The sequence below is a fragment of the Pseudoalteromonas sp. PS5 genome (assembly GCF_004103255.1).
GTDB lineage: Bacteria > Pseudomonadota > Gammaproteobacteria > Enterobacterales > Alteromonadaceae > Pseudoalteromonas > Pseudoalteromonas peptidolytica.
In genome coordinates, this window is record NZ_RCSQ01000069.1 from 1 (window position 1) to 22957 (window position 22957).

At 43.7% G+C, this 22957-nt stretch carries 16 protein-coding genes; 13 read left to right on the top strand and 3 right to left on the bottom strand.

The features are described 5' to 3' along the window. Positions 1 to 202: 202 nt before the first annotated feature. On the bottom strand, positions 203 to 2461 hold the full coding sequence (locus D9603_RS09550; RefSeq protein ID WP_128731132.1) for a DUF5916 domain-containing protein: 2259 nt from the start codon (positions 2459 to 2461) through the stop codon (positions 203 to 205). Between the two features lie 189 nt (positions 2462 to 2650). On the opposite strand from D9603_RS09550, the gene D9603_RS09555 reads away from it, so the two are divergent. Then, positions 2651 to 4618 (top strand): winged helix-turn-helix domain-containing protein, encoded by a 1968-nt coding sequence (locus D9603_RS09555; RefSeq protein ID WP_128731133.1) that lies wholly within the window; start codon positions 2651 to 2653, stop codon positions 4616 to 4618. 218 nt (positions 4619 to 4836) lie between these two features. Here D9603_RS09555 and D9603_RS09560 read toward each other — a convergent pair whose 3' ends face one another. Next, complete coding sequence (locus tag D9603_RS09560; protein WP_128731134.1) at positions 4837 to 5910, bottom strand: DUF6136 family protein; 1074 nt, start codon at positions 5908 to 5910, stop codon at positions 4837 to 4839. Between the two features lies 1 nt (position 5911). Beyond that, positions 5912 to 6505, bottom strand: a complete 594-nt coding sequence (locus D9603_RS09565) for an ATP-binding cassette domain-containing protein (RefSeq protein ID WP_128731135.1) — start codon at positions 6503 to 6505, stop codon at positions 5912 to 5914. A gap of 276 nt (positions 6506 to 6781) precedes the next feature. Here D9603_RS09565 and D9603_RS09570 point away from each other — a divergent pair, with 276 nt between their 5' ends. The 12 genes from D9603_RS09570 (at position 6782) to D9603_RS09625 (ending at position 22957) form a co-directional block, all read left to right on the top strand. Next, positions 6782 to 7441 carry a hypothetical protein gene (locus tag D9603_RS09570; protein WP_128731136.1) on the top strand — a complete coding sequence of 220 codons (660 nt, stop codon included), beginning with the start codon at positions 6782 to 6784 and terminating at the stop codon, positions 7439 to 7441. A gap of 683 nt (positions 7442 to 8124) precedes the next feature. Further along, on the top strand, positions 8125 to 9744 hold the full coding sequence (locus D9603_RS09575; protein ID WP_128731137.1) for an aromatic amino acid ammonia-lyase: 1620 nt from the start codon (positions 8125 to 8127) through the stop codon (positions 9742 to 9744). Positions 9745 to 9882: 138 nt separating this feature from the next. Next, on the top strand, positions 9883 to 10176 hold the full coding sequence (locus tag D9603_RS09580) for a phosphopantetheine-binding protein (protein ID WP_125254186.1): 294 nt from the start codon (positions 9883 to 9885) through the stop codon (positions 10174 to 10176). Between the two features lie 33 nt (positions 10177 to 10209). Beyond that, positions 10210 to 11706, top strand: coding sequence for an AMP-binding protein (locus D9603_RS09585; RefSeq protein ID WP_128731138.1), 1497 nt, complete (start codon positions 10210 to 10212; stop codon positions 11704 to 11706). Further along, positions 11699 to 13882, top strand: a complete 2184-nt coding sequence (locus D9603_RS09590; RefSeq protein WP_128731139.1) for a beta-ketoacyl-[acyl-carrier-protein] synthase family protein — start codon at positions 11699 to 11701, stop codon at positions 13880 to 13882. The genes D9603_RS09585 and D9603_RS09590 overlap by 8 nt, the downstream gene beginning before the upstream one ends. A gap of 1 nt (position 13883) precedes the next feature. Further along, complete coding sequence (locus tag D9603_RS09595) at positions 13884 to 14651, top strand: ABC transporter ATP-binding protein (protein ID WP_125254183.1); 768 nt, start codon at positions 13884 to 13886, stop codon at positions 14649 to 14651. Further along, positions 14644 to 15789 (top strand): ABC transporter permease, encoded by a 1146-nt coding sequence (locus tag D9603_RS09600; protein WP_128731140.1) that lies wholly within the window; start codon positions 14644 to 14646, stop codon positions 15787 to 15789. Before D9603_RS09595 ends, D9603_RS09600 begins: the two co-directional genes overlap by 8 nt. After that, positions 15786 to 16184: a 3-hydroxyacyl-ACP dehydratase FabZ gene (gene fabZ / locus D9603_RS09605; RefSeq protein WP_125254181.1), complete on the top strand. Its 399-nt coding sequence runs from the start codon at positions 15786 to 15788 to the stop codon at positions 16182 to 16184. The genes D9603_RS09600 and fabZ overlap by 4 nt, the downstream gene beginning before the upstream one ends. 11 nt (positions 16185 to 16195) lie before the next feature. Then, entirely contained in the window at positions 16196 to 16927 is a 732-nt protein-coding gene (locus tag D9603_RS09610; RefSeq protein ID WP_125254180.1) for an SDR family oxidoreductase, read from the top strand. Next, a complete protein-coding gene (locus D9603_RS09615) occupies positions 16924 to 17631 on the top strand; it encodes a hypothetical protein (RefSeq protein WP_128731141.1) in 708 nt (235 codons plus the stop codon). The genes D9603_RS09610 and D9603_RS09615 overlap by 4 nt, the downstream gene beginning before the upstream one ends. After that, positions 17628 to 18383 (top strand): alpha/beta fold hydrolase, encoded by a 756-nt coding sequence (locus D9603_RS09620; protein ID WP_128731142.1) that lies wholly within the window; start codon positions 17628 to 17630, stop codon positions 18381 to 18383. Before D9603_RS09615 ends, D9603_RS09620 begins: the two co-directional genes overlap by 4 nt. Before the next feature lie 20 nt (positions 18384 to 18403). Further along, positions 18404 to 22957, top strand: coding sequence for a non-ribosomal peptide synthetase (locus D9603_RS09625; RefSeq protein ID WP_128731143.1), 4554 nt, complete (start codon positions 18404 to 18406; stop codon positions 22955 to 22957).

Below are 22957 nucleotides of genomic sequence, written 5' to 3' on the forward strand. Positions count from 1 at the left end.
GTAAATCTGACGCTAACTGCGTTAAAAATTTCTTATTTAGAACAACTAAATAGCAAAATTTTTGCCTTGCCTACACGGAGGTAGGTACCTTGGCGATAGCAGGACGCGGTAGCGGGGTTATCGACAAGATTTTCTCGCCTCAACATAGACCACTTAATTAAGAAAATTGGTATTAGAGCCGGGGGAACACAGCTCTAGTGATTTAAAATAAATATCGCACCTTAAACGTCACTAAGTCTTGCACTGGCTGTTGCCATAAATCGGCAACACTACCAAACCAATCTCTGCGCCCGACCTGAGACTTTTCAAGTGTCGAAAAGTTTGCTCCTCCTCGTTGATACACTAAAAAAATGTCTGAATATGCCCCCATTCGATAACGCAGTTTTATCTGGCTCGCCAAGCGCCTATCGTCAAAACTCGTGTCACCATGAACTTCGCGAAGATCACCATTGGTAAGTTGATAAATTGTCTTACTTCGCGCTTCAAGTACCGTCCACTGTAGCGAACCACTAAGCTCAAGGTTGTCAGTGATCCGGCCATTAAATTCAAATTTATTGGAAAACTCATCTCTGTCGTATTCACTCAAGCGGTTGTGCCCGTTTGCCATTAGCCAGCCATCACCGCTTCTAAAGAAATTACTCAACTTAAGGTTCCAGTTATAATGTGGCATCCACGTCAAATCCACGGCGTACTGCTGTGCTGAGCCTGATATTCCCTCTTGATCAAGCTCTATACTTGCAGCCCAAGAAAAATCTCCTACATAAGGGCTTTGATAAAATACCCGAGACTCCGTACGACTTGGCATTTCAAACATCTCTGTGCCTCGCCCTAAATTATCTTGTTTACCGCTGGTGTAATAATCTAGACCGAGATTGAGCTGACCACCATTTGCCAGCAAAAACTGCGCTAAATATGCTTGTCTGGCCGCTAAGCCTGTTCCAGCATTATTGTGCTCATGTCTTAATGTGAGTGACTGCTTTAATCTGGTAAACCAGCTGTCTTTTGGGTGCATCGAGTATTCACCATAAAGCTCACTCACCTGCCAGTCGTTTCGTTTCATATAGCCGAGATCACGATTATCAAATTCGTCATCCACTGCAAAGTAGCGAGCAGCAAACTTTGTCTGTAACGACTGTTGATACTCCGCCTCTAGCGATACACCTTCACCTGTAACACATTGCTTTTGTGTTTTTATCTCAGTTTGTAATAGCGCACCTTTGAAAGACCAAGTATCACTACGATACTGACCATCAAGGGCATAACTTGTGGCATCACGCTCAAGAAACGGTCTGTCTGTTTTGGTTGCAAGCACACCAGCTTGCCAATCTTGCGTGCGATAATTAGCTCTTGCGGCAAAAAACTGCTTACCGATATCATCCGAAAAGTCCGACTCAGACACAGCAAAAGTACCAAATTGTACCAACTTACCTTTATGTACAAATCGTAGCGCCGCATCTATGGGGGTGATTGCACGTGTACCATCATCACTTGATGCCCCTATACGACGGGTATGAATAAGCTTAGTGCTTTCAAGTGCAGCAACTTCAAACAGGCTGATATCTTGGGTGAAAAATGGACGTTTATCGGTGCGAAGCGTTTCCACGGCCGAATAATTCACATCAACATCATCGATATCCACCTGACCAAAGTCAGGATTCACAGCAAGACTTACCTTCTGATGATGAGAAGGTTTGTAGAATAAATCAAAACCAACATCGGACTGGTGCTGGCGCTCGGAAGGCGACGTGCTTAGAGGTGCAAATTGAGCTTGATGCGCAAAGTAAGGCACAAATGCCAATTGAGAATGTTCGGGAATGTGTGCTGCGATCTTTGGCATAGACAAGAAAAAGTCGTTGTTTGCTGTTGTATCCTCATGGTTTGCATAGATAAAATTACTTTTAAGCTCATATAATTGTACCGAAACCCCAATGTTTTTAAGCCCCTGCTCATCTCCCGGCTGAAACGACACGGTATGCCAAGGGATCAATAATTCTGTGCTCCAATACGTATCGTCAATGTGATTGGCATAGTGCCAGTCCCCATCCCAATCGTAATCCACGTTTAAGCTTGGGGTTACAACACCATCTTGCGAGCCGCCACCTAATGTCACCGAGAATTGATATGCGCTGCTGCCATCACCTGAAAAGTCCACAACTACCCGATTGAAGTCAGCTTGCATAAACCGGTCATGGATATTGAATTGTCGCTTACGCTCGGCTTTATGCTGGAAGTTTTTAATACCAATATAAACACCGTCGGTGGTTGCAAAGGCTTTTGCTGTAATTTTGTCATTGGCAGATGCCAAAGTTACAGGCACAACCTGAACAAATTGTTCAAAGTGCGTAGCAGAGCCCCACTGCGCTTCATTTAACTTACCATCAATCACGATAGGTTCCGCAAGTACAGCTCCTGCCATCATGGGATAACTTAAACCAAGCCAAAATTTATTGCTTTTATTCATACATACTTTCCTCAGAGTTATGCCTGCTATTGCAACAAACTTTGCCGTAAAAAGTTCTTAACTTTTTCTGAAGAAAGCTGACTTAACCTTTATAAACATTGACTTAATCTTAAGAAACGCTAACGTTATAGGAACAATTGGCTTTGATTATTGAAATTGGTACTCAGCGTGCAGGCACAGGAAGTAGAGATGGTTTGTTTTGGACATTGGCAGTTTGATCTCCAGCAAGACTGCCTAACACATAGGCAAAGCCAAGAAACCGTAAAACTTGAGCCACAAATGGCAAGGTTACTCGCACTTTTTATTGAGCATCATAACGAAGTACTAGAGAAATATTGGCTTACTGAGAAGCTATGGCAACACGCAGTTGTCGAACCTAATAGCCTTTATCAGCTACTGACTAAACTGCGAAAAGTGCTTGGGGATGACCCTAAAAATCCGATTTATATCAAAACTATCCCCAAACGGGGTTATCGCTTTATCGCGCCACTTACAAGCCATGATAAGGTGTCTCAGCATACGATAAAACCCGTAAAAACAATAACCAAGTCCCGTTTTTTCTCTTTTAGCGCCGTCGTTATGGCAGTATTATGCTTTGGCGCAATCGCCTTTTTTAATCAAACGCCGACTGAAAAAACACCATCACGCTACGAAACCTCGAGCCTTAGCCATGATCTAGGCCTTGAATTTGACGTTGATGCCCACCAAAGCCAAGATCTCATTGCCTACATTAAAGATTTTACTCACCTTGTGATTGCCAACAAGCAAGGCTATCAGTTAAATGCACACCATTTCGACTCTCGTATTAGTTTTCCAAGTTGGAGCCCCGACTCAGATAAGCTGGCGTTCTGGCAATATCAAGGCAGTGGCTGTCAACTTCATGTGATGACTGCTGCGGGGCAATTTTTCCACAGTTCTCAAATTATTCCCTGCCAGGTTGGTACTAAACCTGTTTGGAAAAATGATAAGGAACTTATTTTAACGTTCGGCCAATATCATGCCAAAGCAGCGCATCTTTACAGGCTAGAGTCCCATCAAATGGTCAAACTGCCACTCGCTTTGGCAGCCAACGAGCAGTTAAAAATGGTAATTCGAGGTTGGGGAGGCAAAACCTATTATTTAGTGCAAGATAAACAGAGGCTGGCAAGACTTCAAACACTCGATGGCACGGTTCATATAAAATGGCCTGCACCTGTGACTTCCGTGGCATTTGATATTTATCATCAAGCCGTGATTGCGAGTCAATATGGTAGCCTGTCACGACACTTTAGAGACGGTGACATTCAGGCGATAAAAGAAACGGAGATTGGCCTTTATACAAGCTTTTCAAGCGATCAACATGGGGATATTTTTGCCGCATTAGAAAGCTTCCAAGTTAATATTAAAGACCGAGACAACCTCCCTTTATTTTCAAGCTCAAGCATCGATTACCTGCCACTGACCAACAGCTTGGGGGAAACCGCATTTATGTCTAGGCGCAGCGGCGTATGCGAGGTGTATCTTTATCGCGATGATAAAATCAGCCAGCTTTCTTTTCATCAGGGACATGAGTACGTTGGCTTTTTAGTATGGAGCCCAGAGCTAAACTATTTGGCCTCAAACCGTGATAACGATTTAGTGATATACGACCGAAAACGTCCACTCACTCAGTTCGACTCTCAACTGAGTCAGCCAGTCAGAAGCATGGGCTGGATTGATGAACAGACACTATGGGCTTATGACGGTGAAACTTTAAATCAATACAGTTTGTCTGGGGCGCTTATCAGTAGCCATCAAAGCGCAGCGGATTTTGTCTTTTATCACCCCACAAGACAAACTTGGTTTGTGCTACAACAGCCCCTACTACTTGAGTACGAGACGCTCTTCGAAAGCGACTCAGAAGCAATAAATAAATACTCGCTAAGTCAAAAACAAACTAATCAATTTAGTAACTTAAGAATTCGCGGCAACGACATCTATTGGCAATCTGCTTGGTCAAAAAAGGACTACATTTGGCAACTCACATTGATGCCAGAGCAACAGCCTAGACTTAAAAAAGTAGGCCACCTGATCTGGCACTACGATATCGACGCCCTTGGCAATCTGCTCATCGCGAGAATGGAGAGTATCGAAGGCGATATCAAAAAACTGACTCGCCTTTCTGAAGCTACGAACTAGCAGTTGGTATTATACCAATTTGACTTAATACATACTCAATTTGAAGGAGTAAATCTGACGCTAACAGCGTTAAAAATTTCTTATTTAGAACACTAAATAGCAAAATTTTTGCCTTGCCTACAGGACGTAGGTACCTCGGCGTGAGCAGGACGCGGAAGCGGTGTTATCGACAAGATTTTCTCGCCTCAAAATAGACCTCTTAATTAAGAAAATTAGTATTAAAAAAGCACAAACGCTGTATAGCTAAGTACTAAAGTACTGAGCCAAGTCATGGCTAAATGCTGTGGACCTTTTAATGCACTTAACACCAAAAGTGGTAGAAAAACGTAAGGCAATAAACTGACTACAGTCATCCCTAACAAAATATAAACCGGTACGGAAAAGCCAATGGCTGCCGTCAGGACAATTATCCAAATGCTCTGCTTAGCCGATTGCAGTTTATCGAGACTCAACCAATATGCCACACGACCGTATATCTCAGGTTTTAGATCGATAGCCAGGCTCGACCACCACAATAAAATTAAAGTCACAAGCCCCGGCACATAATTGGCAACTAAATCTGGACGTTCAGTTTCTAAAATTACACCAAACCACAGCACCAGAGCACTCAACACAATTCGCCAAAGCAACACAAAGTAGTGGTTATAGGCAAAACTTAGCCAAAATGTCGCTAACCCCGTAACAGATATTGACATCAAGAGTGTGCGTGGCAGCAGCGTTGAACATCCCAGTATAATGAGGTTTAAAGCAACCAAGTACCACGTAATGTTAGTCGCATATAGCGCTATGGCCGCCGCAAGTAACAACCCACTTCCAGTACCAAGCGGACGATAAATAAAACAAAGTGCGACAAAAAACTGCGTTACGACAAACAATATTAGCTGCCATGCTTGTGTCAGTTTCTCAAGTCCCATCGAATAACAAATAATCAAACTCATCAATAATAAAGGATGAACAATAAGCAGTGATACGCCATCGGCTAGCTTTTGATGAATCGTTTGGGTCAATATGGTGTGATGATAGCGACGATGTGTCGAGTCCAGCACGGCATCTCGAAATACCAACAAAATAAAGCTCTGTGCTGCAAGTAATCCCCACGCAATTTGCACCTGTGTCGCGGGGCTATCGCTTTCAACTATTTTACCTATCCCCATAAATAATATCGCAATAAAGCCTAGTAAATAGATTTGGAACAGCGCCGCAATCATAAGGCCAAATTGTTGTATCTGTTGGCTTATCCCTTGGAGAGATAAAACAAAAGATGCTTTTCTGTAACGGTAATAATAAAGCATATCAGTTGCTCGGTTTTGGAATTAGCGGCACGCAGTGAAAACCTACTTGTAGAAATGGCTCTGGTTCGTGGCTTGTCATCAGCACCATGCCTTCATAATTGCTGACCACTTCGACGATATATTCGCAACCTGCTGCATCCAAAGCTGCCGTGGGTTCATCCAATAGTAGATAAGGTGTATTACGCATCAACGCATTTATAAGCTGAAGCTTCTTTTTGTTACCAGAGGATAGATCTTCGTAACGCGTGTTTAAAAATGGGTCAAATTGAAAGTCGTGAATAAGCTCGGCTGGAAAATCACATTGCCATGCTGTCGACGTGAGATTTAGTAACTCTTTAGCAGGTAAGAAACTAGGATAAGGAATATTATCCGAAGCTAACGCGACACAACTTTGTCGTTTTTTCACTTCTTTATTTTGCAACAAGATCTGTCCGCTGAACGCAATGTCTACTCCTGCAATCATACATAACAATGTTGTTTTACCAATACCATTAGGCGCAGACAGGCAGGTTTTATCATGAGTAAATTTCTGAGAGTAGTTTTTAAATAAAGCATTTTTAGAAAAATACTTATCAATATTATTAATTTCTATCATGTTACCTTTTATTCCATTAAAAATTTGGAATTTATTATTTTGTTTAAATTTGTAGCAGATTAAAAATCTAACATATAACAAATCTCAATAATAATCACTGAGTTAAAAGCGTATCTCGCAAATACAACGTACCACTTTTTGTTACAAAGTCTTTCTACTTACAGTTTTTAACATATTCCGAACATCATTAAGCAACGTTTCATTTGGCCATCTTATATTCTTTCTTCGCAATCTGATTAAGTTCGTAATTCAACACATTGATTAAGGAGATCAATAATGAATTTTCGCCCGCTTGCTATTACTACACTTAGTATTTTAGCTGTTGCCTGTTCATCAGAAGATATTGAGACTGCCAACTTTGGTTCTGATCTATACAAGAATGAATACAATTTAGTGAATGCCACCGATTATGAAATTGCATTCCACCTTGCTAATACAAAATTAGATGGCGATGAGCGTAATGCCGCAGATGAAAAATATCGAGTCAAAGTCTTACCCTCCAACTCTGCGCCGACCCGCATTACACATGAGCACAATGTTAATAGAGAAATTAGCTTCTATGCCGAGTCTATTAATAAGCTGGGAATGATAGAACAAAAGAAGGTCAAAGTAAGCAATAACAAAGATTATCATTTTGTAGTCATGCAACAGGCTAATGAAACTTTGGATATCCAACTAGTACGCAAATCTAAAGAGGATCATGATAATCAATTTACCGTTCGTATCTTAGCCACAGCATCAATGAAGCTGAGCATAAATGAGCAGGAAGTGGAAGTAACAAAAGGTGAAGTAACTGGTTGGTATCAAGTCAATGACTGTAACGAAGATATAATGATGGGCGACAAAGTACTGAGTCTATGTAACGCCTCTTTAGATCGCTCATACCTTTTAGTGGTTGGAGAAGCAGGTCTAATAAGTACGGTACTAGAGTATTAAAAAAGTCTAACGCTTTTGGTTGCTGGATACGGGTACGCTTCTCAGCGCGGTATAACTTCAATCCATGCAACCTCAATAATCACAGAATAAATCATACCTTTTTACGGGACTCTACATCCATAAAAAATTCACTTTTTTGACCACTTTCATCAATATTATCTATTCCCTCATCCGACCATTGAAAATAGTGACATTTGTCATAAGTCAGTTTTATTAAACTTTTTACCCCTTCAGAAAATAGAGCATTTACTTTAATAATAAATTAATTCTTTATATCTCATTAAGATATAAAATAGTGATTAACAACTCTTCCCTGCCACCAAAAATTAACATTTCAATTATTTTAACGTTAGGTTTAATTAACATTAAAATGGCAAATTTTCAGTGTTGACACCCCAAAATCTCAGACTTAACCTAGCCGCCATTCTTAAAACACAACAATCAAAAAATCACATTTAATAATTTTTATTTACAAACAAAATAATTTTGTAACAAAAATAGTGACAATAGTATCGCGATAGAATTGAACATATAAACAGGTTTAGAACTCACGGGACGTTGGTTAAGTAGTACTCGCCTATAACAGGGTGTAACTCACATTCATAGGGTATGTCAGTTACAGCAAAAATAAACATTGTGCACAACACAATCAGAATCATTATTTTAGTCAGAGTAGGAAAGTCATGAACCAGTACAACACAGAAAAGGAAACAATTCAGGTCGAGAAGCAGCTCGGTAGTATTGTTTTTATCTCGCAAGATCAATCACTTTCTCTAGAGTCAGTACAAGAGTATGCAGGTCAACCAACTTCTAAAGTTAAACTAGATGAGTTAGCACTTAAGGCAAGAATCGATCAGAATCGTCAATACCTTGATAACAAACTAACCAATCAAGAAGACATTTATGGTGTAACAACTGGTTTCGGTAACTCAGCAAGCAACCGAATTTCAACTTCACTTTCCGAAGAGTTGCAACAAAACCTTATCGCTTATCATGGCTGTGGTGTAGGCGATTATCTGTCAGAATCTGACTGTGCGGCCACATTGTTAATTCGCATGAATTGTAATGCCAAAGGGTTTTCAGGAGTAAGCTGGGCACTGCTATCTCAAATGGAAACCTTTTTAAACAACCGTATTATTCCTGCGATTCCTGCAATGGGTTCTGTTGGTGCTAGCGGCGACTTAACACCACTTTCATATATCGGTGCTGCACTTGGCGGCAAACGCAAAGTCTATTATCAAGGACAAATTCGTGATACTGCTGAGGTGTTGGAAGAACTCAATATAACGCCTTACAAACTCAAGCCTAAGGAAGGCCTTGCAATTATGAATGGCACCTCTGTGATGTCAGCCATCGCAACCAATGCACTCAAAGACATTCAGCGTGCAATTGACCTTAGCTGTAAGCTAATTGCCCTGTATGTAGAACTGATAGAAGGTCGAGCTTCTCCATTCCATAAACGTGTACACGAATTAAAACCACACCGTGGCCAACAAATTTGTGCCGCAAAAATACTCGAGCGCCTAACCAATGTTGATCAACGTTTAGGGCGCAGAAATCGTACCGACGACAATATCGAGTTTGGTAAACAGGAAACCTTCAGACTACAAGATAGCTACTCAATTCGTTGCTCACCACAAGTATTGGGGCCATTAATTGACGCGCAAATGTGGGCCTCACAAATTCTCACCACAGAGATCAACTCAGTAAATGACAACCCACTTTTTGATGATGAAAATGACCTTATCCTCAATGCCGGACATTTTTACGGCGGCCACGTTGCGGCGGTATGCGATACCTTAAAGCCACTGGTTGCAAACATGGGGGCATTACTTGAGCGCGAGCTGGGCATTTTAGTTGACGATCGTCTAAATGGCGGCATTTCTAACAACTTAGTGGCCCGCGATGACTTAGGCGACAAAGCATGGGTACACCACGGCTTCAAGGCAATGCAGATCACCTCCTCTTCGCTTGTTGCTGAAGCGCTAAAAAATGCAGGCCCAATGTCAGTATTTTCACGCACAACAGAAGCACTAAACCAAGATATTGTGAGCATGGGAACCATTGCTGCACGAGATCTGCGCCGTATTACCGACCTTATCAAGCCAGTTATTGCCATTCAGGCAATGGCAATCAGACAGGCATTTTATGTTGATGGAAAAGATGCGAAAGCGGAAAAACTCAACCAGCTTTCTCGTGAGTTTTTCGACGAAATTAGCAGCAACTTCCAGCCTGTAATCGAAGACAGACCGATGGATGCTGAAATCAACAACATGGTTAATGCCCTTTTTAACGAGCAATAAACCTCTCTGAGCCGTTTTTTGAGCTGACAGACTTACTTGGCTGACGTGTGAATACGTCAGCCACAGGTTGCTGTTGCTCCAAAACTCTCAAAGAGTCGCTTAACACACACCGCACAAAAAATCAAAAAGGATATAAAAATGAGTAACTTAGAGTCAATAACACAGTTTATTAAGCAAGATATCATTGTTGATAATTTGGAAGTAGTAGACAGCATTGAAGAAATCGAGGATGACGCCCCGCTTATCGGTGATGGCTTAGATTTGGATAGCATTGAAGTGCTAGACCTTGTGGTATCGATTGAGAAGCAATACAGCCTCAAGTTTAAAGATTACCCAGAACAAACCATTCAGGAAAAAATGAAAAATGTCGCTACATTAGCTCAATTTGTGCACGAGCAAGTTGCAGCTAAAGCGACTGCCGAAGCTTGTTGATCTACTAGTAACCATTTCGCTTGGAAGGACACCATGCAAACAAACAGTGCCATTCGTTCAACACTCATACAGCTGATTGAAGCTGAGTTAGAAGTAGATATAGAACAATTAAACCTATTAGATGATGATGCCAACTTGCTAGAGGCGCCACTATTTCTCGATTCGGTCGACCTCATGCAGTTATCCGCAGCATGTAAGAAAGCATTCAAGCTCAGTGACTTGGGCGAATTGAGCACTGTTACTCTGAACACACTAGCAGAACAAATCATCACCAAGCTTACACAGCAAAAGCAAGCTAGCCTGTTAGATACTTGGACAGATCAACATTCCGCACTAGGTGAACAGGCACTATTAACACTTATTCAGGCAAGCAAAGATACTGAGATTACCGGCACAGTAAGAGTAATAAAAGATAGTGCACCATGCGATATTATTAAAAGTGTGATGATCTTACTTGCACATAACATCACACCTGTACTCTGTGCCACCGCTACAACCTCACAAGATGCTTTTAGTTGGAAAGACTTAGTCATCACACCTCAACATGAGGTAGTACAACCAGGCTCCATTACCCAATTCTTACAACAATATAGCGATAAAACCATTGGCTTTGAAACCTCGGGTAGTACTGGTAAACCGCAAATTTGGCAAAAGTCCATCGCTTCTCTTCATGCTGAGGCTGTTACCTTTGCCGATACCTTTGGCTTTGGCGACGTCGATTACTTTTGTGCGTGTGTCGATATTCGCCATATGTTTGGGTTTATTTGGGCATTTATGCTCCCACTCCAGCTTGGTAAGCCTGTTTGCTATGAGCTGGGATCGACACCGGACTTACAACCTATCAAAAACAAGCATATTGCCGTGATATTGACACCAACCATGTTTGATTTTGTTGCAGATCAAATCAGTTACCAACACCATTACTTGATTAGCTCTGGTGCCCCCTTCAAAGGTGAGAAGGAGCAAAAGCTAACTCAATTGACTGAGCAAAAAGCGTTATCAATCCGTGCTTTTGAGGTACTAGGAAGTACTGAAACTGGCGGTATTGGGTATCGGCCACTTGCTTGTAACGAAATCTTATTTACCAAATTTAGTGTCGTCGACATCTATCAAAATGCTGAGCAAAAAACGATGATCCGCTCCCCATTTTTAGTGGTTGATTGTGAAGCATTTGAACTCAAAGACAAACTGGTCTTTAGCAGCCACCAACAGTTTTCTCACGCGGGTCGAGCTGATCAGATTTTTAAATATGCCGGTAAGCGTTTCTCATTACAAAGTATCGAAAAAGTCCTCACGGAGCATTTTGCCGGGCTGCGCCACAAGGTCTTTTTTATTGAAGATAGTAATAACAATAAAGGAGGCGAGCTAGTCGCCTTTGTCGAAGGATTGTCACACACACCAGCACTTCAAGATATTAGGAGTTGGTTTAAAGACTTACCCACGCCACAAGTTCATTTTCTCTCGCAGTTTCCTGAAAACGAACTCGGCAAAATCACCCTCTCGGCACTACAGGAAAGCGTACATGAATAATAAACAAGAAACTTTCATCACTGGATATGGCGTACTCTGTGCTGCTGGCGAAAATCGCCAAGCGATGCTGACTTGCATCAAACAAAACCGTACGGGAATAGGCCGTATTCACCGTTTTGACACTCAGGGGCTTGCACATAATGTGGGAGCGCTCGCCGTCAATTTTGAAGCATATATTGCGGATAATTATGAAATGGATCTGGCAAGTCAGTATGCCATCCATGCAGTAGAAGAAGCACTAACACATGCAGGTTTAGTATTAAGCGAGGTCGACAACACGCGGGTTGCTTTTATTTTAGGTAATGCTAACTGTGGCATGTTTTCGTTAATAGAGAGCATAAAAGGTAAACATCAAAAAGGATTTAAGTTTTACCCTCCACATCAAATAGCAACTGATGTAAGCCGTCACTTTGGTATTCAGGGGCCGATAATGACGTTTACCTCGGCCTGTACAGCAAGCAGCAGCGCCATAGCTTTTGCCAAACAACTTATTGAGAACGACCAAGCTGATGTAGTGATTGCAGGTGGCGCCGACGCGCTAAGTGAGCTGGTCTATGGTGGCTTTCAATCGGTGCAATCACTGAGTCCTGAACCTTGTGCCCCGTACAGTGAAAAAATGGGCTTGAGCCTTGGTGAAGGCGCTGGTTTCTTAGTCTTCGAGTCAGCACAACATATCAACAAACGCGGGGGGGCGCCGCGCTATCAATTGCTGGCTACAGGTTCTAGTTTAGATGCGCACCACGCCACCGCTCCCAACCCTGAAGGCGACGGTGTGCGCCGAGCGCTATTACAAACACTCTCTTTTGCGCCTGTTACAGCCAGAAATATTGAATACGTCAATAGTCATGGTACCGGTACTCCTGCAAACGATGGCGCAGAGCTCAATGGCATTCAAACGGCAATTGGCACTCAGGCAATGCAAAAAACATGGGTTTCCAGCAGCAAATCTTACTTTGGCCATACCCTAGGCGCAGCCGGTGCGGTAGAGCTTATCTCAACACTTGTTAGCCAAGATGACGGACTATTACCCGCAACACTTGGGGTTGATTCAGTTAGACCATGCTGCAAAGACTATCAATTAGTCACTAACCAGCCAAAGTCTCACACTGTCGATGTCTTTGCCGTGACTAACTCAGCATTTGGTGGTCATAACACTAGCATGCTACTTAGTCACCAAGAAAAGCCCATACCCAGTCAATCGCTACAACCAGTTTATTTACTCACCGCCACCAGCCTCTGTGATGAAAAAGTCTACCTCGCCAGAGAAAACAAAACCGATGGCTTTAGTGAGTTTAACTTGAAAAAACAATTCCCATCGCTATTTCAGCGTCGTACGCCAAATGTAACCCAATTTGCCTTGGGCGCCTGCCAGTTTGCATTGCAAGACAGTGAACTTGACTTAACTCAATTACCACTTGCCGAGTTCGCCGCGTACTACGCTAACCCCATTGGCTCGTCAGAAACACTCAATAAAAATTTAGCGTCGTTCTGTGAAGGTATTGCAGAGCTTAAAAGCACGCATTTTCCAAACACAGTCGTCAATGCCACTTTGGGGCAATTAGCTTTGGGGTTTGGTTTTAAAAACTCCGCTACGTGCGTGAGTGACTTAGGTAACGATTTTTTACATGCTTTATGGAGTGCAACGCTTGATATGCGTGAAGGCCGTAGCCGTTACGCAATGGTATGTGGGTCACAAGATGACACAGCGCTGTCAAAGCAAGTGTGGGCTGCCCATCAGTTCAATGCGGATATTGGCCATTTTGCTAGCGCAGCACTACTTGCCACCAAAACAGTATTACCTGCAGGTTACCAACCCCTTGCTGAAATAATCGAGTTTATTCAAATCAATGATACACAACAGCCTAATTCATTAGATAAGCTGCTGAAAGCTCACGCTAGGAAACTGAGTCGAGTCGGCAATATCGTGTTAAGTGCCCATCACGACAGCGCCTTTGGTGCAATCGCAGCCAGCTTAGATTGTCATTTACCACAAGCGCAACTTATCAAGTATCAACCTCAATGCGTACCACGACATAGTACTGAGTTAACGGTGCAAGCTTTAATGCACGCACTAAATACACCAACGAATAATACCGAGTTAGATCAAACCCTTCTCCTGAGCGTTAATCTCGCGGGAAGTATGACGGGATGTATTTTACGAACAGTAAGGAAATAACATGACAACCGTGATTGAAGTGAAAAACTTAAGGAAGGTCTATAAAAGAACACGCAAAGTCGCTGTAGACGATGTGTCGTTCAGCGTGAGCGAAGGAGAATGCTTTGGACTGCTTGGCCCCAATGGCGCGGGTAAAACAACCACGTTGGAAATACTTCAAGGGCTGCGCAGTGCCACTGCTGGCGAGGTGACTTTGTTTGGACTCAACTGGAAGCAGGATGAAACGAAATTACGCAGCCTGATGGGTGGTGTAATGCAGCACAATAACCTCTACGAAAAACTCAAAGTAAAAGAATGCGTTGAGTTATTTGCCAGCTTTTACCCAAGTTATACGCCAATTGACACTCTGTTAGCGCGCTTCAATTTGAGCGAGAAAAAAGATGCTTGGCTGAGCGAGCTCAGCGGCGGGCAAAAGCAACGAGTATTTCTCGCCATGGCTGTTGTGGGTAACCCAAAACTGGTGTTTTTAGATGAACCAACCACAGGGCTTGATCCCACCAGCCGCCAAGAGTTTTGGCATATCATCAAAGATCTTAAAGCAGCAGGAACCTGCGTGTTGTTAACGACCCATTACATGGATGAAGCCGAATTTTTATGTGACAACTTGGCCATTATCAACTCAGGTCAAATCATTGAGTCAGGTGCACCAAGCGCCATCATTAATCGCACCTTTAAAACACCAGTGATCAAAGAACCAAGAAAAGCCACGCTCAACGACGTATTTTTAAAACTTACAGGTTCCACAATGGAGGCGCAAAGCTATGCCTGAGTTAAGTCAAACTAAGTTAAACCAAACGCAGCCAAGTCAAACAAAGCTATATCCTTTTTGGCAATTAATGATGGTCAATATTCGGCCTTTCTTCCGCGATAAAGCGGTGTTGCTATGGACGTTCGGCTTGCCTATTTTCATCGCTTTATTGCTCATTCAGGCCTTCTCTGGCGGACCAAAAATGTCACCAATTAATGTGGTCGTAATGCATGGTGAGCAAATTGAACAAAAGTGGTTAAAAGCCATGGAGGAAGACCCACTGGTCACCGTTACCCGCCTGTCGCAAACGGACTCAATTGTAATCGAAGACAGTTTCGCATCGGCACAATTGGCTGAAGTGATTAGCTCTCCTGGGTCCGTGTTGCGTAAGTTGCAAAATGAGATAAGCCCTGAAGTATATCTCGCACCAAATGCGATGTTTTCTACCCATAACTCCGATGAGTCGTTAATGGCACGTAATTATTTATTGCGCCTAAAAGAGCAAGCTAACGGTCAGGTGATGCAAAGTAATGTGGTTAGCGTCAAAGGCTACCGTTATACAGATTGGTTGATCCCTGGGATCATCGTTTTGCAGGTTCTGGGCCTGGCACTAGTATCGATTGCAAATAGCCTAGTATCTGATAGGCAGAACGGCTTTTTCAAACGCCTTCGCCTCTCCCCTTTTAAGCGTCGCGATTACATTATTGGGATCGTGCTTGCACGTTTGTTCTTGCTGGTATTTCAAATGGCTATCTTGTTTGTGGCATTTCACTTTTTATTTGGCTACACGCTACAGGGCAATGTTGTCGACATCATTTTAGTCATGGCGTTAGGCTCATTTTGTATCTGTATGCTCGGTGTTTTAGTTGGCGCACGCAGCCAACGCGTCGAAGTATCTTCTGGTATTGCCAACCTACTTTATTTTCCATTGATGTTTTTATCAGGCATTTACTTCGACACCGCCAACTTCCCTACTGTGTTACGGGAAATTGTGTCGCTCCTGCCCACTACTGCTTTTTTGGATGCCCTGCGCTTAGTAGCCAACCAAGGTGTTGAGCTTGTGGCTGTCAGTCGACAATTGATTATTTTAGGTGTCACCAGCGTGGCGTTTTTTCTCATTGTTTACTTTTGCTTTGACTGGGGAGATGAAAAATCATGATCACCGACAACTTGCCACATCAGGCACCATTTAAATTCGCCGACAAGATCATTGAACACTCACCAGGTGAGATGATTGTTGGGCTTAAGTTTATCTCACATAACGAGCCGGGGCTTCAAGGGCACTTTCCCGATGAGCCTATTTTCCCCGGGGTACTCATTATTGAAACCATGGCGCAAATAAGTGGCCTTTGCTGCAACAATTCCCATACAGGAGGCATGCTGTCTGCAATTGAGAAGGCTAAGTTTAACCGCCCTGTACGCCCGGGCGAGATCATAAAAGTGACTGCGAAATTAGAGACCGAGTTTGGCGCGCTGGCTCGATTCAAAGCGCAGGCACATGTTGAAGATGAGTTGGTCGCCAAAGCCGAACTCACCATTGTTTACACGGATTAAGGAATTAGCTTGTGTTTACTGGAAAAACAGTCGTAGTAACTGGCGTATCCAAAGGGATAGGCAAAGGCATTGCACTGGCCTTTTTACAAGGGGGTGCCCGCGTATACGGTCTTTGCCGCACACAAACCCCGATTACAGAATTACATCAGCCTGAGTATGAAGCTCGCTTTGTCCAGCAAAGTGGCAATATTATTGATTGTGAATTTGTAAATGCAGCTATTCGCCGAGCAGTTAACGACACAGGTCGAGTCGACGTGCTGGTGAATAATGCTGGCGTCACCCAAGATAGTTTGTTTTCGCAAATGTCTTACGACGCGTTTCACGACGTGTTAGACATAAACTTTAAAGGCACGTTACAGTGCTGCCAGGCCGTGTTGCCTGTAATGACAAAACAAAGCGCTGGCAAAATTATCAACATGGTGTCGCAAAGCGGGATCAGCGGCCGTGAAGGACAAGCCAACTACGCCACTTCAAAAGGCGCAATCATTGGGTTAACTCGGACAATTGCTCGCCAATATGGGCACTGTGGCATTTATTGTAATGCCCTCGCGCCAACCTTTATCGCCACCGATATGATTGATGATATTCCTGCCAGTATTATTAACCCGGTGTTAAAACACACCGCCCTTGGTCGCGTTGGGAGCGTAAAGGAAATCGCGGATGCCACGCTTTATCTCGCTTCAAGTGCGTCAAATTATCAAACTGGAAATGTCCTCCGGCTAGACGGAGGGCTTGCGGTATGAATGCTCAAGCGTTTATTTTGCTCTATCCAACTGGTGAGTTTGATAACCACTTTATTGCCCATTTATTATCACAAAAACACCCGATACTGCTGATTAATGCCAGCCCTTTGGTTGTTGCACAAAACCCAGAAGCTACATATCTATCTTTAGATGCGCCACTCAGCACATCAGACACCGCAGTACTATTAGACTGGTTTGAAACCCACTACAAACAACAAGAAGTGATGGTGTTACATTGTGCCAATCGCCTCGATGAGAGCAAATTGCTTGAAGACATCAGCGTCGGTGAGCAAGTGATAGCTCGGCTGGAAAATGCCTTTGTTGTGCTTAGAGTAATCGCCGATAACTTACGGATGAGTGGTGGTAATCTGGTGTTTTTGACCCAATCAGACACGCTAAATTACGAATTAGAAGCCACTGCTAGTGTCTGTAATCACGCCCATAATGCGCTGATGATGACACTCGCTCGAGAGTATCAAGGCAGTAAGCTTGCGGTAAATAGTTTTGTACTCCCATTGCTTGCAACTGACAGCAAAGCCGCAAGAATACAAAAGCGCAATCTTAAAGGCGGTGTACTTGGGGCCCGCCCTGCGGTGTTTAGCCATCAAGATCTCGTTGAATACCTTGTCAACTTTATGAGAACCAACACCATGCTAACCGGCCAGTCGATAGCATTTACCCCTACGTTGGAGCTCAAGCTATGATGCCAGTTGATCTCTATTGCTTTCATCACGCTGGCGGCTCATCACTGTTTTTTCGAAAGTGGGCACAGTATTTACCTGACCATTGGCAGCTGCACGGTATCGACTTACCTGGTCGCGGTACTAAAGCAGGGGTACAATCTCAGCAGGATTGGCAAGAAGTACTTGATCACTTAAGTAGAAATATGCAAATTCAGTCACGCAGTGAGCGGCTTTGCGTATTCTTTGGTCATAGCCTCGGTGGCATGGTGGCGTATAAGCTCGCTGATCACCTCCGTAAACATGCCTTGGCAACCCCAGATTTAGTGTGTCTATCAGCCTGTCGTGCTCCTTGTATTCCATCTGTGACACAGTACGCGAAACTGAGTGATAGCGACCTACTCGCTACTTTGTATCAGCTTGATATGCTGCCAGCGCACCGCCTAAGCCAAGAAGTGGAAACCGTAATCACAGGTATGTTTAAGGATGATTTTACCCTCGCGGAGCAAACCGTAAGCACAGATATTACCCTTACCATGCCTGTAGAGCTTATTTTGGCAACACAGGATCATTTAGTAAGCCCCGAGTCTTATCGCGCTTGGTATCCCTACTGTGAGAACCATTTTCAGCACCATCATGTTGTGGGCGATCACATGTATTTACAACCTCATCCAACGCTTGCATGTGAGGTGATCACCCGTGCAGTAACACGGCATCTAACCCGCATACAACAAACCAAATACCACAAAGTAAATTGGCAAAAGCCGCTGTGTTAGAGCGAAAAAAGGATAACGTAATGAACTCACTGTCTATTAACGCCAACTTCAAGCCTCTTTCAACAAGACAGCTTCACGTATGGCAAGCGCAACAACTTGATTTGGCCAACCCGGTTTATAATATCGCTTGTGCCGTGACATTTACCGGCGAGCTTAACAAGCCGGTATTACAACAAGCCCTCGAACTTTTATTTGTACGCCACCCTATCTTGTCAAGCTGCATCAATGACACAAAAAATGAGCCGCAACTGGAGTTACTCAGCACCCCACCTTTATTACTTAATGTTGCGCCAGAATTCATTTCACACACTGATGCTGACACCGCTAAGACAATAATTGAACAGGCTATCAATATCGAAAAAGAAACCTTTCAGTTTTATGTTTGTGGATCTGACACTAGACTGTTACTGATCATTAAAGGTCATCACATCAATTGTGACCAGTGGGCGCTGCAAGTGCTCATGAGTGACTTACTCGCTTGTATTGAGGCGGTGCTTGATAACACGGAGCTTAACCTTGCACCACTTGATTACAACGTGATGTTTGAAAAGAAGCCATCCCGCGACAGCAAATCAGAAAACCAAGCGCTCTATCCAATCGACTTTTATCAAAGTAATACCGAGGCACTCAAACACCATTACGACGGTATTGCCTTTCGCGAAGAAAATCCGCAGGCATTGAAACAAGTAAAGCAGGCCGCCGCTCAAGCTGGCGTGACCAGCTTTAGCGTGGTGCTCGCCAGTGTCTTTTTGACTTTATTTCATACTACCGGACAAACCGACTTAACCATTGGTATTCCAATGGCTCGTCGTACCCGAAAAACGCGAGCAATTTTGGGTCACTACTCTGACGTGGAAACGGTTTCTATTTGCGATATTGAGCAATACAGTGGCGCGTCGCTTATCAATGAAGTCAGTAACCAGCTGACGCAGTTATTACTCTCTGGTAACAGCAATAAAGACGCTGCAAAACATATTAATGTCACCTGTAACTACTTGGCCAGATTAAAAAGCAATGGTATTCGTCCGGGGATCACCCCGTTGATGATTGGTCGTCAGGGGTATGAACTGACTCTAGGTTCAGCAGGTAACACTCTCGTTAAAGGCGTATCTATTGAGCCTGGCGTTTCTCAATTTGATATCGAGTTTACCCACTTTGAAACAGAAGGCGGCCTGTGCCGCAAAGTGGTCGCGGCAAAATCTGTGTTCTCTCGTGTCGCCATGACACGGATCACCGATATTCAAGCACGCTTTATTGAATTACTTACCCACTCAAGCGATATAAATGTGGCCGAACTTCCCGTACTTGATGAGGCAGAGCAACAGCTTATTTTGGCACGCAGCAACCAAGAAAATAAAACCTTCTTCTCAGACATCACCCTAAATCAATGGTTTGAGAAAGCGGCAATCGAGCACCCGCATCGGATTGCACTACGAACCCAAACGCAGTCTATTGATTATCAAACCCTGAACGCCAGAGCCAATGCCCTTGCTCTGCATTTACGAGACCAATACCAGTCTGAGTATCAACAACCACTTAGCGCTGATACGTTGATTGCACTGTATATGCAGCCTTCTATTGAGATGCTAATTGCAATTATTGCGGTGGCTAAAGCGGGTGCGGCTTATGTGCCACTGTCTCCTGATCATGCCAGCGAGCGGACAACGTTTATTTTGAGCGATACCAACCCAAGTCTATTACTAGTCGATGAACAGCAGTACGCGGCAGCGCAAGATAAATGTCATGTGGCACAGGTGACTTGTCCATTAGTTACACCACTTGCTCCCCAGCAACAGTGCAATGAAGCGCCAAAAATCAATCAGTCGCCGAAAGATTTGGTCTACATCATTTATACCTCGGGTACCACAGGCAAACCAAAAGGCGTAATGCAAACCCACGAAAATGTTGCCAGGTTGTTTAGTGCAACCGCAAAAGACTATGGCTTTAACCACCAAGACGTATGGGTCTTATATCATGCCTATACTTTCGACTTTAGTGTTTGGGAAATGTGGGGGGCACTACTGTATGGCGGCCAACTGTGTATTCCTGACAACCGCCTTATTCGTGATTTTGAAGCATTTGCACAGTATTGCTCAACCAATCACATTACCGTACTCAATCAAACGCCTGCAGCCTTTTACGAATTTAGTGCCGCCGCCCTTCGTGCCAAATTAAACTTTAACCAATTGAGATATGTGATTTTTGGTGGCGACAAGCTTAACCCTGAAATGCTCAACCCATGGTGGCATTGCTATGGAGATGAACAGCCTCTACTAGTCAATATGTATGGGATCACAGAAACCACCGTCCATGTAACTTACAAAGCATTGCAACAGCACTCTAGTTCTAAGGCGTCACACATTGGCAGACCGATTGCTGATATGAAAGCCTACGTATTAAACAGCAAATTGCAATTAGTCGAACCCGGCGCAAGCGGAGAGTTATATATTGGCGGAGCCGGTCTAGCTCGGGGGTATTTAAACCGTGAAGAGTTAACCCAAACACGCTTTATTAGCAACCCATATGCAACCGAGCAAGATGTTCAACAAGACCATGCCAAACTCTATAAAACCGGCGATTTAGCAAGACGCTTACCGGATGGAGAACTGGAGTATATTGGTCGCAACGACAACCAAGTGAAGATCCGAGGCTATCGCATCGAGCTTGGTGAAATCGAGGGCGTACTCAACCAACTGCCTGAAGTCGCCCAAGCTGTAGTTATTGACCGCACCTTACAAAACGTCCCATACCTGGCCGCTTACTTGAAGTTTAACCCTGAATTTATGGGCCAAATTGAGCAAGTCAAAGCACAAGTATCACAAGCGCTTCCTAATTACATGCTACCGAAAACTTGGACAGAATTGACTGAAATTCCATTAACCGGTAACGGTAAGTTAGACCGCAAAGCCTTGCCTGAGCCTGTGCTTACAAGCCAAAACGAATACGTGGCGCCAGAGGATGAAACCCAAGCCCTGCTATGCGAGGCATTTAAATCGTTACTGGGGATTGAAAAGGTCAGTACCAAAGACGACTTTTTCGCCATCGGCGGCGACTCAATTTTGACAATTCAGCTCGTTGCTTCACTCCGACAGCAAGGTATTGAGCTACAAGTTAAAGATATTTTTGACTGTCCAACAGCATACACGCTGAGTAAACGCATTCTCAGTGTGCAGGCAACTCAACGCGAAATCGTACAAGAACAGGGGCTATTAACTGGGCGTTTTGATTTACTGCCAATACAACAGTGGTTTTTCAATAAGGAATTACCTGATGAAAACCACTGGAACCAAGCCTTTGCCATTCGAATCCCAACTGGTTATAGCCACGCTCAACTGCAAGAAGCATTACATAGTTTGAGTGAACAACACGATATGTTGCGCACAACTTTTATGGAATTTGAAGGCCATATTAGCCAAGAATATCGCGATACTAGCACGATGGCAGCGCTTGATACCCTGGATGGCCAGTCTCCTATACTTGTTACCGAACTAAACAAACGACAAAGTCAGTTTGATATTTGTCACGGCCCGCTTTGGCAAGTCACGCATATCCAAGCATTTTGTGAAGAATATGACCTACTTCACTTTGCGCTGCATCACTTAATTATAGATGCTGTTTCTTGGCGGATCATTGCCCAAGATCTGCAAACACTGCTAGAGCGTGGTGAGCTGCTCGCTAAACGTACCAGTTATCGTCAATGGGTGGAGATGATGCAGTCTTATCCTGCGGCACACCCTCAAGAAATGACATTTTGGCAACGTGTAGCAACCAACTTGCCTAGCTATCCACCAGTTATGGCAGCCACTCCTTCAACAGTTTGGTTGGAATTAGACGCAAAAGCTACGACTCACTTACTGCGTGACGCCAACGCTGGGTTTAATACCCAAAGTGAAGAGTTACTACTGGCGGCATTATGCCAAGCGTTGAGTAAAACATTTAGACAAACTCAGCACGCCGTTACCCTTGAAAGTCATGGCCGTGAAATGTGGCGCGATGATGTTGACATTAACCAAACTCTCGGTTGGTTCACCTGTTTATATCCACTACGGCTGACACAACAGCGCACCCTGGGCGACACCATTATTGATGTCAAAGAGGCCCTGCGCCAAATCCCGAACAAAGGGCTTGGTTTTGGTTGTGCACAACTGCAAGACACCACCTTAACATTGCCAAGCATCAGTTTTAATTACCTAGGTCAAATGGGCAGGCAAAGTGATGCGCTATGGCAGATAGACAACCAGCTACAAACTGAGACAAGTTCAGCTCAGAACAGCTCAAATTTACTTCTCGATATCAATGCACTAGTTCAAGGGGAACTGCTGAGAATAAAGGTAGATTCCTTGCTTGATGGCAATCTCACCGAGGCATTTGCACGTCATTTAACACACGCATTATATGAAGTAATTGAGGTAGCGCTTGAGACTAAAGCCCATGGTGGAGTAAGTACACCGAGTGACTTTGGTGCCGAGTCCCTTTCACAGGAGCAACTCACCGCATTGCAATCTCAGCTACATGAAACACCACAAGAACACACCTCAACTCAGTCTGAAAAAACACAAGAATTAGAGATATAA

Coding starts and splice junctions, on each gene's coding strand:
- D9603_RS09595 (WP_125254183.1), top strand. CDS start 13,884: ATGACAACCGTGATTGAAGTGAAAAACTTAAGGAAGGTCTATAAAAGA.
- D9603_RS09580 (WP_125254186.1), top strand. CDS start 9,883: ATGAGTAACTTAGAGTCAATAACACAGTTTATTAAGCAAGATATCATT.
- D9603_RS09585 (WP_128731138.1), top strand. CDS start 10,210: ATGCAAACAAACAGTGCCATTCGTTCAACACTCATACAGCTGATTGAA.
- D9603_RS09620 (WP_128731142.1), top strand. CDS start 17,628: ATGATGCCAGTTGATCTCTATTGCTTTCATCACGCTGGCGGCTCATCA.
- D9603_RS09550 (WP_128731132.1), bottom strand. CDS start 2,461: ATGAATAAAAGCAATAAATTTTGGCTTGGTTTAAGTTATCCCATGATG.
- D9603_RS09625 (WP_128731143.1), top strand. CDS start 18,404: ATGAACTCACTGTCTATTAACGCCAACTTCAAGCCTCTTTCAACAAGA.
- D9603_RS09600 (WP_128731140.1), top strand. CDS start 14,644: ATGCCTGAGTTAAGTCAAACTAAGTTAAACCAAACGCAGCCAAGTCAA.
- D9603_RS09555 (WP_128731133.1), top strand. CDS start 2,651: ATGGTTTGTTTTGGACATTGGCAGTTTGATCTCCAGCAAGACTGCCTA.
- D9603_RS09575 (WP_128731137.1), top strand. CDS start 8,125: ATGAACCAGTACAACACAGAAAAGGAAACAATTCAGGTCGAGAAGCAG.
- D9603_RS09615 (WP_128731141.1), top strand. CDS start 16,924: ATGAATGCTCAAGCGTTTATTTTGCTCTATCCAACTGGTGAGTTTGAT.
- D9603_RS09565 (WP_128731135.1), bottom strand. CDS start 6,505: ATGATAGAAATTAATAATATTGATAAGTATTTTTCTAAAAATGCTTTA.
- D9603_RS09570 (WP_128731136.1), top strand. CDS start 6,782: ATGAATTTTCGCCCGCTTGCTATTACTACACTTAGTATTTTAGCTGTT.
- fabZ (WP_125254181.1), top strand. CDS start 15,786: ATGATCACCGACAACTTGCCACATCAGGCACCATTTAAATTCGCCGAC.
- D9603_RS09560 (WP_128731134.1), bottom strand. CDS start 5,910: ATGCTTTATTATTACCGTTACAGAAAAGCATCTTTTGTTTTATCTCTC.
- D9603_RS09590 (WP_128731139.1), top strand. CDS start 11,699: ATGAATAATAAACAAGAAACTTTCATCACTGGATATGGCGTACTCTGT.